Here is a 14,624-nt window from a genome sequence, read left to right as displayed (position 1 = left end):
AACCGTACAACACCCCAAAAGTTAGAGTAAAAGCCTGACTTTCGGGGTGTTTTTTTGTGACTAATTATAATCAATAAATCAAATTTACATTGATGAAAGAATATAAACAAAGAAAGAGAAATCACCCTAACCTATACCGTAATTTTCATCAACTGCGATATAAACCGCCATGTTGATTTTCGCTTCGGTCAGTCGCTTTCCGCGGGCAAGTCTTTTCGATGGGTCGAGTAATCGCAGACCCAACGCTTCAACTTCCTCGGAAGCAAAAAGCACTTCCTGGGGGATTTTCAGCTGTTGCTTTTCCCGCAGGAGTCGACTGTCCTACGCTACAATCAATTAGCATAACGTGAACAACTATTGTCATAAGCACAATTAAAAATACTGAACAGTAGACGATGTATCAGTTATTGCCTATCCAGCGGAGCAAGTGAAATGGGCGAGACTCCTGTGGGAACAGCAAATGTTTTCGATGGGATGAGTAATCGCAATCCCACGGGCTGAAGATCCACTCGGAAAGCGGTCTTTGCTTATCCGAATTAGCTGAAGCCGTGTCCACGGAAAGCGAGCCCATTTTACTTGTGGAGCGTAGCGGGTAATCAAGTCTAACTCCGTCACAGTTGCTATCTATTACTCCGTCTAAATTTTACGAGAAGAGTTTTCTTTTAGACAGTAACATAATTCAAAACATGCATAAAAAGCGTATATTTATTCAAAAATACATGTATATTTCAAAAATAACGAAATAACTATTGTATAAACATACATTTTAAAGTATAATAATTAATCACAATCAAGTTCGGATTAGGAGTGAAAAATGACGTGAAAGTAGCAATTATCGGTGGGACTGGATATGGTGCAATCGAGCTAGCTCGTTTTCTTAAAATGCATCCATATGCAGAGTTAACTACCATTATCTCGCATTCAAAAAATGGCACATCTTTTTCAGAAGTATACCCGCATATGACAGACATTCTAGAACTACCCATGACAGCTCTAGACATTCCAGCTTTAAGTGAAACTATTGATCTAGTATTCTTTGCGACACCATCCAATATTAGTAAAGAACTTGTACCTGAATTCTTACATCACAATGTGACTTGTATTGATCTATCTGGAGATTTTCGTTTGAAATCATCTGAAGATTATGAAAAGTGGTATGAAGCACCAGCAGCGAACGCAAAATACTTAGCACAAGCGACTTACGGTCTTAGTGAAATATATAAAGAAGAAATAAAAAAAACAAAGCTAATTGCAAATCCGGGTTGTTATCCAACAGCAACACTTTTAGGCTTAATTCCAGCCATTCAAAAAGGGTGGATAGAGCCAAACAGTATTATAATCGACGGTAAAACAGGTGTATCTGGTGCAGGTAGGGGCCTGTCGTTAAATGTTCATTTTTCAGAAATGAATGAAAATATTAAAGCATATAAATTAGGAGCACATAAGCATATTCCAGAAATGGAGCAAGTATTAGGACTGGAAGCAAATGAGGCAGTGCAAGTTACATTTACACCACATATCGTACCAATGACGAGAGGGATCATGACAACGATTTATGCAAATCTATCAGGGTCAATTGACCAAGAGAACGTGCAACAATTATATGAAACCTTTTATAAAGATCATCCTTTTGTACGAGTACGAGCTGAAGGGGTACTTCCAACAACGAAGGAAGTCTATGGAAGTAACTATTGTGATATTGGCTTACACGTAGATAAACGAACAGGAAAGCTAACGATAGTCTCGGTAATTGATAATTTAGTTAAAGGTGCAGCAGGGCAAGCAATTCAAAACATGAACATCATCAATGGCTGGAAAGAAATATCGGGATTAGATTATCCCCCTATTTATCCATAAGGAGGGAACGGAAAATGCATCAGATTAGTACAATAGAAAAGTTTAATTTACTTACAAACGGTAATATTGCATCACCGATAGGATTTACTGCTGGTGGCTTACACTGTGGTATTCGTAAGAAGAAACTCGATCTTGGTTGGGTGTACTCAGAGAAGGCTGCACAAACAGCAGGCGTGTATACAACGAATCTTTTTCAAGCTGCGCCATTAAAAGTTACCCAAGAAAGTATCGCTACGGACCACATGTTACAAGGAATAATTGTTAACTCTGGTATTGCCAACGCTTGTACAGGGAAGCAAGGCTTAGCTGATGCTTATGAGATGAGAAAACTATTCGCTGAAAAAGTAAAAATTCCTGTTCAACACGCTGCTGTTGCTTCGACAGGTCTTATTGGCGATTTCCTACCAATGGATGCAATTCGGAATGGAATCAAACAAATAGATGAGGAAAAAAACTTAGACAGTAACCGTTTTGAAAATGCCATTCTGACTACAGATACAAAAGAAAAAGGAATCGCGATTCAATTTGATATAAACGGAAAAAAGGTGACAATTGGCGGAGCTGCTAAAGGATCGGGAATGATTCACCCAAATATGGCGACGATGTTAAGTTTTATTACTACAGATGCAGACGTTGAATATGAGGCATTACAAGACGGATTAAGACAGTTGACGAATCAGTCATTTAATATGATTACGGTTGATGGTGATACAAGTACGAATGATATGGTGCTAGTGTTAGCCAATGGAATGGCAGATAATCAAACATTGAATCCAGAACATCCAGAGTGGAATGTCTTTCTTGAGGGGCTTCATTTTGTTTGTCAGTCACTTGCAAAAGAGATTGCTAGAGACGGAGAAGGCGCTAGCAAATTAATTGAGGTACAAGTCACAGGTGCCAATACTGAGAAGGCTGCGCAAGCAATTAGTAAAACGATAATCTCATCTAATCTAGTTAAAACTGCTATTCATGGTGCTGATGCGAATTGGGGACGTGTGATTACTGCAATTGGGTATAGTGGAGAAATGTTAGATCCCGATGATGTTTGTGTTGCACTAGGTAAGATTGAAGTGGTTAAAAACGGAATGCCCTTACCGTTTGATGAAACAGAAGCAAAGCAGTATTTAATGCAGGACACTGTAACAATTCATGCTAGTGTTGGTGATGGGAAAGGTAATGCCACTGCTTGGGGTTGTGACCTTTCTTATGAATATGTCAGAATTAATGCTTCCTATCGCACATAAGGGGATGGAAAAATGGAGTATATCATAATTAAATGTGGTGGAAGTATTGTTGATCAGCTTCCACAAGCTTTTTATCAAAATATTGCTAGCATTCAAGCAGATGAAAAGGTGCAACCAATTATTGTTCATGGTGGTGGCGCGCTAATTTCCTCTCGTCTGAAGCAAATGGACGTTGCTACAACGTTTGTGAATGGTTTACGTGTAACAACTACTGAAGTGTTAGATGTGGTTGAGATGGTCTTAAGCGGCTCTGTGAATAAACAAATTGTTCGTAATTTGATACAAGAGGATGCTTTGGCGTTTGGGATGAGTGGTGTCGATGGTAATCTCTTGCACGCTGTAGAAGTAAAACAAGATAAGGGTCTTGGCTACGTTGGTGAAGTTGATCATGTCAATGTTGATTTATTACACAGCGTTATTGCGCAAGGTTATATTCCAGTTGTTTCGCCAATTGCTATTGGAGAAGCGGGACAACGTTATAATATCAATGCAGACACGGCAGCAGCTGCAATAGCACAAGCATTAAAAGCTAAACTATGTTTTATTAGCGATATTCCTGGAATTTATATCGAAGAGAATGATAAGAAAGTTACATTGCACCATACGGATAAGATCCAAATTGAATCGTTAATAGCTACAAATGTCATTCAAGGCGGAATGATTCCTAAAGTGAAAGCGGCATTAGCAGCACTTGCAGAAAATGTGCCAGAAGTTGCTATTGTTAATGGCATGGATGCACAAGCTTTACTTGATTTTATCGATGGCAAAGACGTAGGTACAAGAATTCGATTGGAGGAGATTAGTCATGTCTGAAACAAGTTCTACAACCCAAATGTCAGCAATAATGCCAACATATAATCGTTTTCCAATCACATTAACCAAAGGAAAGGGAAGTTATGTCTGGGATGATAAGGATAAAATATACTTGGATTATACGGCAGGACTTGCTACTTGTAATTTAGGGCATGTCCCAGATGCAGTTAAAGAGGCAGTAGAAAATCAGTTGGGGAATCTATGGCACTGCTCCAATTTATATCAGATACCATCACAAGAAGCGCTAGCAAGAAAATTAGTGGAAAATAGTTCTGGTGATCAAGTTTTCTTTTGCAATAGTGGAGCGGAAGCAAACGAAGCAGCGATAAAAATTGCTAGACGTTATGCACAAAAAGTAAAGCAAAACAAAGCCTTTGAGGTTGTTACATTTAATCAATCCTTTCATGGCCGTACATTAGCGACACTATCCGCAACTGGACAAGAAAAAATTCAGGAAGGCTTTCAACCATTGATGCCAGGTTTTCGTTATTTGCCTTATAATGATATGGCTGCATTAGAAGACCTAATCCATCCTGAGACATGTGCAGTTATGCTAGAACTAATTCAAGGCGAGGGTGGCGTTATCCCCGCTGATCAAGCTTGGGTTGATAAAATCGTTCAATTATGTAAAGAAAATGATGTTCTTATTATGATTGATGAAATTCAAACAGGCATGGGACGTACGGGAACACTGTTTGCCTATCAACAATATGGGTTTGAACCAGATGTAATTAGTGTCGCAAAAGGATTAGGATCTGGATTTCCGATTGGTGCTTTAATTGCGAAAGGACATGTGGCAAAAGCATTTGAAGCAGGCTCCCATGGTAGTACATTTGGTGGGAATCCACTAGCAACTACAGCTGGTTTAGCAACGATAACAGAATTATCAGGTACGAGTTTACTTGAGAAATCTAATGTGCAAATTGAATATCTTTGGTTGAAATTAGAAGAATTAAGCGCCAAGTATGATAATATAAGCAATATAAGAGGAAAAGGATTTTTAATTGGAATTGAAGTTACTGGAAAAGCAATTGATTATGTTACGAAGGCTCGTGAAGAGCATCAATTACTTATTGTCATAGCTGGAGAAAGGGTTATTCGAATCCTTCCACCAATCACTACAAACAAAGAAGAAATAGATCAAGCAATTGTTATTCTAGATAAATTATTTGAAGAAATGGCTTAGTATCTATATGAAAGTCAAAACGTTGACATCTTGCTCCACGCTCTATATAATAGTCCGAGTAAATGGATACGATTCCGTTCTATAATGGGAGAGGTTCTTAGCAACAAACCCTCTATAAAAAACTAAGGACATATGACTACAAAAGCCATATCCTTATCGGGATGGGCTTTTTTTAATGTATATGTAAAAAGGGAGGTTAGCCAGATGGCTGGAAGAAGAGATGAAGACTTACAAGATCTTTCGTTATTAGGGAATCAAGAGACGAAATATGCATTTGACTATACACCTGATGTATTAGAAACATTTGATAATAAACATCCAAATCGTGACTACTTTGTTAAATTCAATTGTCCTGAATTTACAACGTTGTGTCCAAAAACGCATCAACCTGATTTTGGTGTCGTATATATTAGTTATATTCCAGGTGAGAAAATGGTTGAAAGTAAATCATTGAAATTATATTTATTTAGTTTTCGTAACCATGGTGATTTTCATGAAGACAGTATGAACATTATTATGAATGACTTGATAGATTTAATGGATCCGAGATATATAGAAGTATGGGGTAAATTTACCCCAAGAGGTGGTATCTCGATTGATCCATATTGTAATTATGGCAAAAAAGGGACAAAGTTTGAAGAAATAGCAGATCACCGTTTAATGAATCACGATATGTATCCAGAAAAAGTTGATAATCGCTAATGAGGGTTAGCTAAGAATCTCCTTAAATAAGTTAGGAGAGAAGATATGTTTGTCTATTTGAATGCATTATTTGTTGGACTATTAATTTTATCAAATATTATTTCTGTTAAATTATTTAGCATTGGTGAGTTTATCTTACCTGCAGCTGCAATTGTATACGTTGTTACTTATCTTATCACCGATGTTATTGGTGAAGTTTATGGAAAAGAAGCGGCGATGAAAACAGTACGAGCAGGTTTTTTTACACAGGTCGTGGCACTGGTTTTCGTGTTTATAGCAATACACTTACCAGCTGCGTCTGCCTTTGGAATGCAAGCTGAATTTGAAGCAATATTAGGCGGAAGTTTTCGCGTTATGATTGCCAGTCTATTAGGGTATGTCGTTAGTCAACATATCGATGTGTCTATTTTTCATCGTCTAAAAAAACAACATGGTGAGAAAAAATTATGGTTACGTAATAACTTATCAACCATTTCAAGTCAATTGTTAGATACCATTATTTTTATCGTTGTTGCATTTATAGGAACAGTACCCACCACTGTTCTAATTGGGATGATTTTCACACAATATTTCTTTAAATTTATAGTAGCAATTGCTGATACACCTATCGCATATTTACTAGTTCGTTTAGCGAAGAAGGAGCAAGCAAAACAAGTACCATCATCATCTGAAATAAAAGTTGGTTAATAGAAAACCAGTACTCCTTCCTTATAAGGGGTGCTGGTTTTTCTATAGCTATAAATTACATTCTTATGATTTCACACAATGTCCTTAATTTAGTAACATGATATAAATAGACAAATCCAATTACTCTGATTCTGTGCGTTTTTTTGATAGAGTATAGGATAGGAGGGAAGCGAGAGTATAGATGATGTTCTCAAAAAAAATAGTGTATGAAGGTTTTATGGTAATTCTGGCGACGTTATCCATTGCAACATTATGGACTGATCTCCCGTACACCAGTTATATTGTTTGGATCACATGGGCTATATTCTTTGTGGACTTCGTATACCGTATATATAAAAGTCAAAATAAGTTGGACTTTTTAAAGCGCAATCCATTCTTATTAGTAGCCGCAATCCCATTAGACGCCGTATTTCAAGTAGCGCGTTTTGCACGTATTCTGCATCTGCTACGTTTAAAAACAATTACAAAATATTATACGATGCCTTTTGTAGCATTTCTAAAGAAACAACATTATGGCTTAACTTCAGTAATTATTTTTGTATCTTTAATTTTTATGATGGCAATTATGGTGGTTGTAGAACCAGGAATTATTAACATGAAAGAAGCGGGTATTAGTGTTATAACTGCAGTTACCTTTTTTGGTAAAGCAGCCTTTTCTCCAGAAACAATCGTAGGCCATACTATTCTTGTCTTCATTACCATTATAGGTGTCATGATACATGGTTTTGTAATTAGTTTAGTCTTCAATTACGTAACAGAAGCAATGTGGATTAAGAAAGTAAAAGAAAAAGCGTTCAAAAAAACAAATGTATCATAATAGAAGGAGTGTAAAATAATAAATGACAAAAACATTTAAAGCATATCAACTAACAAAAGAAAACGAGAAGGTTACAGGAAGCGTAAAAACATTAACGACAAATGATTTACCAGAAGGAGAAGTACTTATTAAAGTACATTATTCTAGTATCAATTATAAAGATGCAATGGCTAATACAAATGATAGTGTTATTGTGAAAAGCTATCCTCAGATTCCTGGAATTGATTTAGTTGGTGAAGTTGTCGAGTCTGCTGATGATCAATTTGAAGAAGGTGATCATGTTATTGCTACGAGTTATGGGATAGGTGTCACACATGATGGTGGCTATAGTGAATATGCGCGTGTAGGATCAGAATGGGTACTTCCGTTACCAAATGGACTTTCAATGAAGGACGCAATGTTATTTGGTACAGCTGGTTTTACCGCAGCACTATCAATTGATCGTCTAGAGAAGAATGGATTAACCCCAGATAAAGGACAAGTACTCGTAACAGGTGCTACTGGAGGTGTAGGAAGCATAGCAGTTGCTATGTTAGCTCACAAAGGTTATAACGTCGCTGCAAGCACTGGTAAATCCGAGGCAACTGACTTTTTGAAGAAGCTTGGTGCCGAGGAAGTAATTACTCGCGAAGCCGTTTTCGATGGAGAAGTTCACGCCGTAGCGAAACCCCAATGGGCAGCAGCAGTTGATCCTGTTGGTGGAAAGACATTAGCTTCTATTTTAAGTAAACTGCACTATGATGGTGGGGTAGCTGTTAGTGGATTAACGGGTGGTGTAGAAGTTCCAACATTCGTTTATCCATTTATCTTACGCGGTATAAGCCTAATTGGTATCGACTCTGTTAATTTTCCGATGAACGGAAGAAAAGAGATTTGGGATCGAGTTGCAACCGACTTAAAACCAAACAAAGATATATTAGAAATTATTTTGAATAAAGAAATAGGTTTGGACCAATTAGCAGATGAGTTACCAACTTTGATTGCAGGAAAAGCTTTAGGTAGAACGATAGTTAAAGTCGCAACAAAATAATTGCTACAAATAAAAGTATACTTTCTTAATTATTGATAACACTAAGTTTGATAGTAAATTAAGAAAGGAATGACTGAATATGAAAATACGTAAAGGTTTGCTTCTATTAGTTTTTTCGATGATTATGCTTGGGTTTGGTGCTACGATAGTCGGAGCAGAGAAAGATCATCCAAAACCAAAATTCGAAGATGTTGAATTAAATGAACAACAAACCAAAGAATTAAAAACAATGTATGAAGATTTGGTTAACCAAAGAAAAGGAATTGTTGCAAAGTATGAAGAATTTGGTGTCTTATCAGAAGAAGATGCTACTAAAATGGAAGAACACTTAGATATGTATATGAAAAAGATGCAGGAAGATGGGTTTGTTCCAAATTGGCAAGGACCAAAGAAGACACATAAAAAGAATAACTAAATAACAGAAAATCCAACTCTAATAGAGTTGGATTTTCTGTTATTTTAATCTTTAAAGTTGTTTATAAAAATAATAAATTTAATACATAACTTGTATGGACTTTATATATATTTATTATAAGCAATATATAATAGATAAAAAAGGCTAATTAATTTTAAGTCGCTAATCCCTTTTGTTATGCGGTTTTTTTAATTTAAACTGACCTTTTTAAAATTAATTTATAAAAATAACACAATATATATTGATTGTACGTACAAATTATATTACTATAAGATTAAATGATTGAAATCTACGTATAAAACTAATTTCATAATGAAAGGTGTTGACTAAATTATGTTAGAAGCATTAAAGGAACAAGTGCTTGAAGCAAACTTAGCATTACCCAAACATCAATTAGTCACTTTTACTTGGGGGAATGTAAGCGGTTACGATAAAAAAGAAAAATTAGTGGTCATTAAACCTAGTGGTGTGCCTTACGAAGAATTAACGGCAGATGACATGGTTGTTGTCGATTTAGATGGAAATATTGTAGAAGGAAATAAAAAGCCGTCTTCTGATACAGCTACACATCTTGTTTTATACAAGAATTTCCCTGGGATTGGTGGAGTTGTCCATACCCATTCACCATGGGCGACAAGTTGGGCACAGGCTGGTACAGGTATTCCTGCTTTAGGCACGACTCAGGCTGATTACTTTTATGGGTCAATTCCATGCACAAGACGTATGACAGAAGATGAAATTAAAGGCGAGTATGAATTAGAAACTGGAAATGTAATTGTTGAGACATTTAGACATGTGGACCCACTTGCAGTGCCGAGTGTACTAGTTCATAGTCATGCACCTTTTAATTGGGGTAAAGACCCAGCAGAAGCAGTGCATAATGCAGTGGTGTTAGAGGAAGTAGCCAAAATGGCATTACACACCTATCAAATTAATCCCAATACGCCAAATATGCAACAAGTTTTATTGGATAGACACTATCTAAGAAAACATGGTAAAGACGCCTATTATGGCCAATAAAGGAGGTGATCCAACTTCCATATGACAGAGAAATATGCAATAGGTGTTGACTATGGCACGGAATCAGGCCGAGCGGTGTTAGTGTCACTTGCTACGGGTAGGGAAATTAATGACCATATCACACATTATAGACATGGGGTTATTAACGATACATTACCAACTTCTGGTGAAAAATTAGGCTATGAATGGGCGCTACAACATCCACAAGATTATTTAGAAGTTTTAGAAACATCAATTCCCACAGTATTAAGAGAGTCGAGTGTAGATCCACAAAATGTTATAGGTATCGGTATTGATTTTACCGCTTGTACAATGTTGCCTGTGGATGTTAATAATCAACCTTTATCTTTTAATCCAAAATGGGAAAATAATCCTCATAGCTGGGTGAAACTGTGGAAACATCATGCAGCTCAAGATAAAGCTAATAAATTAAATGAAATAGCAAAGCAAAGAGGCGAAACATTTTTAGCGCGCTATGGTGGCAAAACATCATCCGAGTGGATGATTGCTAAGATATGGCAAATACTTGATGAAGCACCAGAGGTATATGAAGAAGCAGATAAATTCGTTGAAGCTACAGATTGGATTGTCTCACAATTATCAGGAAATTTAATTCGGAATAGTTGTGCCGCAGGTTATAAATCTATATGGAATAAAAAAGATGGTTACCCAAGCAATGATTTTTTCAAAGCATTGGATCCACGTCTAGAATATCTCGCAGAAACGAAATTACGCGGTGAGGTAGTTCCACTTGGTACAAAAGCAGGTGGATTAACAGGTGAAATGGCTAAGAAAACTGGTTTAAAAGAAGGGATAGCGATAGCAGTAGGAAACGTAGATGCACACGTCTCCGTACCTGCAATGGGTGTTACTTCACCAGGGGAAATGGTCATGACAATGGGTACTTCTATTTGTACATTGGTGTTAGGTGAAGAAGAAATAGAAGTAGAAGGTATATGTGGAGTTGTAGAGGATGGTATTATACCGAATTACTTTGGTTATGAAGCGGGACAAACAGCGGTAGGTGATATTTTTGCATGGTTTGTGGCTAATGCGGTTCCTGCTTACGTGCAAGAGGAAGCTAATCGGGTTGGTCTGACTGTTCATCAATATTTAGAGCAAAAGGCTCATGCATACAGACCGGGAGAAACAGGCTTGTTAGCACTTGATTGGTTGAATGGTAACCGATCCGTATTGGTAGATGCCGAGCTAAGTGGTTTAATTGTTGGTTTGACACTTCAAACTAAACCAGAAGAAATATATCGAACTTTATTGGAAGCAACAGCATTTGGTACAAGAGAGATCATAGACAACTTCCATAACAATGGTGTTCCAGTCGATGAGTTGTATGTATGTGGAGGTTTACCGCAAAAGAATCAATTGCTGATGCAAATATATGCAGATGTAACAAATCGAACAATAAAGGTTGCAGATTCTATACAAACACCTGCTTTAGGTGCAGCGATGTTTGGTGCTGTTGCTGCTGGAGTGGAAAATGGCGGTTATAAATCTGCGGTAGAAGCTGCTGAAAAAATGGCCCGTATTAAAGAAGATGTGATTGTTCCTATACCAGAGAATGTAGTAATTTACGATAAGTTGTATCAAGAATATGTAAAGCTTCATGACTACTTTGGCCGTGGAGAGAATAACGTAATGAAACGATTGAAAGCTATCCGTTAGGCGTTTTTTAAAAAACAAAAAGATCAATTGGAGGAGAGAGAATATGTTAAAAACTAAACCGTACGAATTTTGGTTTGTTACAGGAAGTCAGCCGTTATATGGGGAAGAAACGCTAAAAGAAGTAGAGGACAATTCGAAAAAAGTTGTAGAAGGTCTAAATAACGCAGGTACATTGCCCTTTAATATTGCATTTAAAGAAGTATTAACAACATCAGATAATATTCATAAACTTGCTATGCAAGCAAATGCAGATGAGAATTGTGCAGGTATTATCACATGGATGCATACTTTCTCGCCTGCGAAATCATGGATTGCAGGATTGCAGGCTTTACAGACGCCATTATTACATCTTCATACACAATACAATCGTGATATTCCATGGGAAACAATCGACATGGACTTTATGAACACAAACCAAGCGGCACATGGTGATCGTGAATATGGTTATATTGGAACAAGACTTGATATCGCTCGTAAAGTGGTTGTCGGTCATTGGGAAAACAAGCAAGTAGTAGAGAAAATTGCAGGATGGATGCAAACGGCTATTGCAGTTGCAGATGGATCCAATATTCGTGTAGCACGTTTTGGTGACAACATGCGTAATGTTGCCGTAACTGATGGAGATAAAATAGAAGCGCAAATTAAGTTCGGTTGGGTAGTAGACTATTATGGTGTAGGTGATCTAGTAGAAGAAATGAATCAGGTTACAGATGCCGATCTTGATAAACTATATAAGGAATATCAAGAACTTTATGACTTGCCTGCAGAAGCCGCAGAACCAGGTGCTGTTCGTGATTCTATTTTATATCAAGGACGTATTGAATTAGGTTTGAAATCATTCTTAGCAAAAGGAAATTATAACGCATTTACAACGAATTTTGAAGATCTTCATGGTATGAAACAGTTGCCTGGACTTGCAGCACAACGTTTGATGGCGGAAGGTTACGGATTTGCTGGAGAAGGTGATTGGAGAACAGCTGCATTATTACGTTTTATGAAGATTATAGCTGGTAACAAAAACACGTCCTTTATGGAGGACTACACGTATCACTTAGAACCTGGTAATGAAATGGTTCTTGGTTCACACATGTTAGAAGTTTGTCCTACTATTGCTGCGACAAAACCAAAAATGGTTGTTAGTCCGCTAGGTATTGGTGGTAAAGAAGATCCAGCTCGTCTTGTATTCGATGGGAAAGGTGGAGATGCTGTCAATGCATCATTAATAGAATTAGGTGGACGTTACCGCTTAGTAATTAATGAAGTGAAGGCAGAACAACCTGAAAAGGAAACGCCAAATTTACCGGTAGCGAAAGTGCTATGGAAACCACAACCATCATTAAGCGAAGCAACAGAGGCATGGATTTATGCCGGTGGAGCACATCATACTGTTCTATCATTTGAGGTCACAACAGAACAACTGTGTGATTTTGCTGAAATGGCAAAAATAGAATGTGTTGTCATCGATGAAGATACAAAATTACGTCAATTTAAAAATGAATTAAAATGGAATGAAATAGCGTTCCGTAGATAAATGAATGGATGGGCAGAGATTTACTTAGGTGAATCTCTGCTACATTTTATTCTCAAAGAAGAAATTTTGATTTGATAGAATAGCATGGAATAATGAGCTGTACTATTCCATGAGATCAAAAAAGTTATTTAGGTATTTCAATAATTAGTCCTAATCTATTAATCAATGTTATAATTGTTAAGATTGGCATATACGAATAAGTTCATTAGATGTATGAGGTGTAATTATGCAAACAAAGTACAATATAGTTAAGCAAGCAATTAAGTCGAAAATACTGGATGGAACATTTCAGCCGCACCAAAAGATTAACTCGGAAAGTGAATTGATGAAACAGTTTAACGTTAGTCGTCATACTGTTCGATTAGCTATTGGTGAGTTGGTTAGCCAGGGATGGCTCTATCGCGAGCAAGGCGCAGGTACATTTTGTGCTGATCGATCGAAGGAAGAAACCGTGAGTGCGGTAAAAAATCAAAAAAATATTGCAATCATTACAACGTATATTTCTGACTACATTTTCCCTTCAATAATCCGAGGAGCGGAATCTTATTTAAGCGAACATGGTTATCATGTTAGTCTTTTTAGTACGAATAATGATCATGAAAATGAAAGACGATTCTTAGAAAAAATATTAACACAGCATTTTGAAGGAGTCATAATTGAACCGACAAGAAGTGCAATTTCGAATCCGAATATTAATTATTATTTAAATTTAGAACGTCAAAATATACCTTATATTATGATTAATGCCTATTATGATGAATTAGAGCCTCTTAGCATTACCTTGGATGATGAAAAGGGTGGTCAGATTCAGACAGAACACCTGATTAATTTAGGGCATAATAATATTGTAGGTTTTTTCAAAAATGATGATATTCAGGGAACGAAAAGAATGAAAGGTTACTTAAAAGCACATCGCGCAAATCAATTGCCCATAAACCCAAATAACATTGTGACCTATAAAACAGAAGAGAAGGCAACTAAACCATTTGAAGAATTGGAAAAATTATTGTCCCTATCAAATGGGGATCGTCCAACAGCAATTGTTTGTTATAACGATCAACTAGCAATCGCTCTATTGGACGTGTTACGTCAAAAGAATCTACGAGTACCAGAAGATATATCGCTTGTAGGTTTTGATAATTCATTCCTAGCTGAAGTTTCTGAAGTGAAATTGACTACAGTAAAACATCCGTTAACTAAAATGGGCGAAAAGGCAGCAGAAGTCATCTTAGAACTTGTTAAAGAGGTTAAGGGAAATCCAAATAAGTCAAAAGATTCAATAGAATCAATTGTTTTTGAACCTGAGTTAATTATTAGAAATTCAACGAAAAAAAATGAATAAATTATTTAATTAAAAGCAGCGATAATGCAAAATATGCATATATCGCTGCTTTTTTATGTTCAATTGAAATAGGAAAGGGTCTTAATCATTTTTATAAACTTTGTTTGTAATTTTAGGTTTTCCAAAAAAAACTGTATAAAATTTTAAAATGAAAATGTAATAAAGACAATAACATATACGTATAATCTTATAAGTACTTTTATAAGTAAGTTGTTGGAGGTAATGAATACCCAAATTTTGAAACCGCTACCATATACTCAATATGATTGTTCTAATTCTATTATCATACAGGATACTAGT

13 protein-coding genes and 1 riboswitch are annotated in these 14,624 nt (G+C 36.5%); all 13 genes read left to right on the top strand.

What is annotated here, in order from left to right; all coding sequences use genetic code 11:
- Positions 1–819: 819 nt before the first annotated feature.
- The 13 genes from argC to DM447_RS16835 all read left to right on the top strand — a co-directional run bounded on the left by argC (position 820) and on the right by DM447_RS16835 (position 14,324).
- Complete coding sequence (gene argC, locus DM447_RS16895) at positions 820–1,857, top strand: N-acetyl-gamma-glutamyl-phosphate reductase (protein WP_112182353.1); 1,038 nt, start codon at positions 820–822, stop codon at positions 1,855–1,857.
- 14 nt (positions 1,858–1,871) lie between these two features.
- Positions 1,872–3,101: a bifunctional ornithine acetyltransferase/N-acetylglutamate synthase gene (gene argJ / locus DM447_RS16890; RefSeq protein WP_112182352.1), complete on the top strand. Its 1,230-nt coding sequence runs from the start codon at positions 1,872–1,874 to the stop codon at positions 3,099–3,101.
- A gap of 12 nt (positions 3,102–3,113) precedes the next feature.
- Positions 3,114–3,914, top strand: a complete 801-nt coding sequence (argB, locus tag DM447_RS16885; RefSeq protein WP_112182351.1) for an acetylglutamate kinase — start codon at positions 3,114–3,116, stop codon at positions 3,912–3,914.
- Positions 3,907–5,100, top strand: coding sequence for an acetylornithine transaminase (locus DM447_RS16880; RefSeq protein ID WP_112182350.1), 1,194 nt, complete (start codon positions 3,907–3,909; stop codon positions 5,098–5,100). Before argB ends, DM447_RS16880 begins: the two co-directional genes overlap by 8 nt.
- Positions 5,101–5,184: 84 nt before the next feature.
- A riboswitch (PreQ1 riboswitch) is annotated at positions 5,185–5,232 on the top strand.
- 72 nt (positions 5,233–5,304) lie between these two features.
- Positions 5,305–5,802, top strand: coding sequence for a preQ(1) synthase (gene queF, locus DM447_RS16875; protein ID WP_112182349.1), 498 nt, complete (start codon positions 5,305–5,307; stop codon positions 5,800–5,802).
- Between the two features lie 45 nt (positions 5,803–5,847).
- Entirely contained in the window at positions 5,848–6,489 is a 642-nt protein-coding gene (locus tag DM447_RS16870; RefSeq protein WP_112182348.1) for a queuosine precursor transporter, read from the top strand.
- A 181-nt stretch (positions 6,490–6,670) separates the two neighbouring features.
- Positions 6,671–7,306: a hypothetical protein gene (locus DM447_RS16865; protein ID WP_112182347.1), complete on the top strand. Its 636-nt coding sequence runs from the start codon at positions 6,671–6,673 to the stop codon at positions 7,304–7,306.
- A gap of 22 nt (positions 7,307–7,328) precedes the next feature.
- Positions 7,329–8,336, top strand: a complete 1,008-nt coding sequence (locus tag DM447_RS16860) for an acrylyl-CoA reductase family protein (protein WP_112182346.1) — start codon at positions 7,329–7,331, stop codon at positions 8,334–8,336.
- Between the two features lie 79 nt (positions 8,337–8,415).
- A complete protein-coding gene (locus tag DM447_RS16855; protein ID WP_112182345.1) occupies positions 8,416–8,751 on the top strand; it encodes a DUF2680 domain-containing protein in 336 nt (111 codons plus the stop codon).
- A gap of 333 nt (positions 8,752–9,084) precedes the next feature.
- Complete coding sequence (gene araD, locus DM447_RS16850) at positions 9,085–9,771, top strand: L-ribulose-5-phosphate 4-epimerase (protein WP_112182344.1); 687 nt, start codon at positions 9,085–9,087, stop codon at positions 9,769–9,771.
- A gap of 21 nt (positions 9,772–9,792) precedes the next feature.
- A complete protein-coding gene (locus DM447_RS16845) occupies positions 9,793–11,451 on the top strand; it encodes a ribulokinase (RefSeq protein ID WP_112182343.1) in 1,659 nt (552 codons plus the stop codon).
- 43 nt (positions 11,452–11,494) lie between these two features.
- Positions 11,495–12,982, top strand: coding sequence for an L-arabinose isomerase (gene araA / locus DM447_RS16840; protein WP_112182342.1), 1,488 nt, complete (start codon positions 11,495–11,497; stop codon positions 12,980–12,982).
- Positions 12,983–13,208: 226 nt separating this feature from the next.
- A complete protein-coding gene (locus DM447_RS16835) occupies positions 13,209–14,324 on the top strand; it encodes a GntR family transcriptional regulator (RefSeq protein WP_112182341.1) in 1,116 nt (371 codons plus the stop codon).
- Positions 14,325–14,624: the final 300 nt, after the last annotated feature.

Source organism: Paraliobacillus zengyii, assembly GCF_003268595.1.
Lineage (GTDB): Bacteria > Bacillota > Bacilli > Bacillales > Amphibacillaceae > Paraliobacillus_A > Paraliobacillus_A zengyii.
The sequence above is the reverse complement of the archived record's forward strand: the minus strand, read 5'-3'. Positions and strand labels throughout refer to the sequence as shown.

Bases quoted from the DNA above. Each gene is read 5' to 3' on its own strand.
- argJ (WP_112182352.1), top strand. From the start codon at position 1,872: ATGCATCAGATTAGTACAATAGAAAAGTTTAATTTACTTACAAACGGT.
- argB (WP_112182351.1), top strand. From the start codon at position 3,114: ATGGAGTATATCATAATTAAATGTGGTGGAAGTATTGTTGATCAGCTT.
- DM447_RS16845 (WP_112182343.1), top strand. From the start codon at position 9,793: ATGACAGAGAAATATGCAATAGGTGTTGACTATGGCACGGAATCAGGC.
- DM447_RS16855 (WP_112182345.1), top strand. From the start codon at position 8,416: ATGAAAATACGTAAAGGTTTGCTTCTATTAGTTTTTTCGATGATTATG.
- araD (WP_112182344.1), top strand. From the start codon at position 9,085: ATGTTAGAAGCATTAAAGGAACAAGTGCTTGAAGCAAACTTAGCATTA.
- DM447_RS16880 (WP_112182350.1), top strand. From the start codon at position 3,907: ATGTCTGAAACAAGTTCTACAACCCAAATGTCAGCAATAATGCCAACA.
- queF (WP_112182349.1), top strand. From the start codon at position 5,305: ATGGCTGGAAGAAGAGATGAAGACTTACAAGATCTTTCGTTATTAGGG.
- DM447_RS16860 (WP_112182346.1), top strand. From the start codon at position 7,329: ATGACAAAAACATTTAAAGCATATCAACTAACAAAAGAAAACGAGAAG.
- araA (WP_112182342.1), top strand. From the start codon at position 11,495: ATGTTAAAAACTAAACCGTACGAATTTTGGTTTGTTACAGGAAGTCAG.
- DM447_RS16870 (WP_112182348.1), top strand. From the start codon at position 5,848: ATGTTTGTCTATTTGAATGCATTATTTGTTGGACTATTAATTTTATCA.
- DM447_RS16835 (WP_112182341.1), top strand. From the start codon at position 13,209: ATGCAAACAAAGTACAATATAGTTAAGCAAGCAATTAAGTCGAAAATA.
- DM447_RS16865 (WP_112182347.1), top strand. From the start codon at position 6,671: ATGATGTTCTCAAAAAAAATAGTGTATGAAGGTTTTATGGTAATTCTG.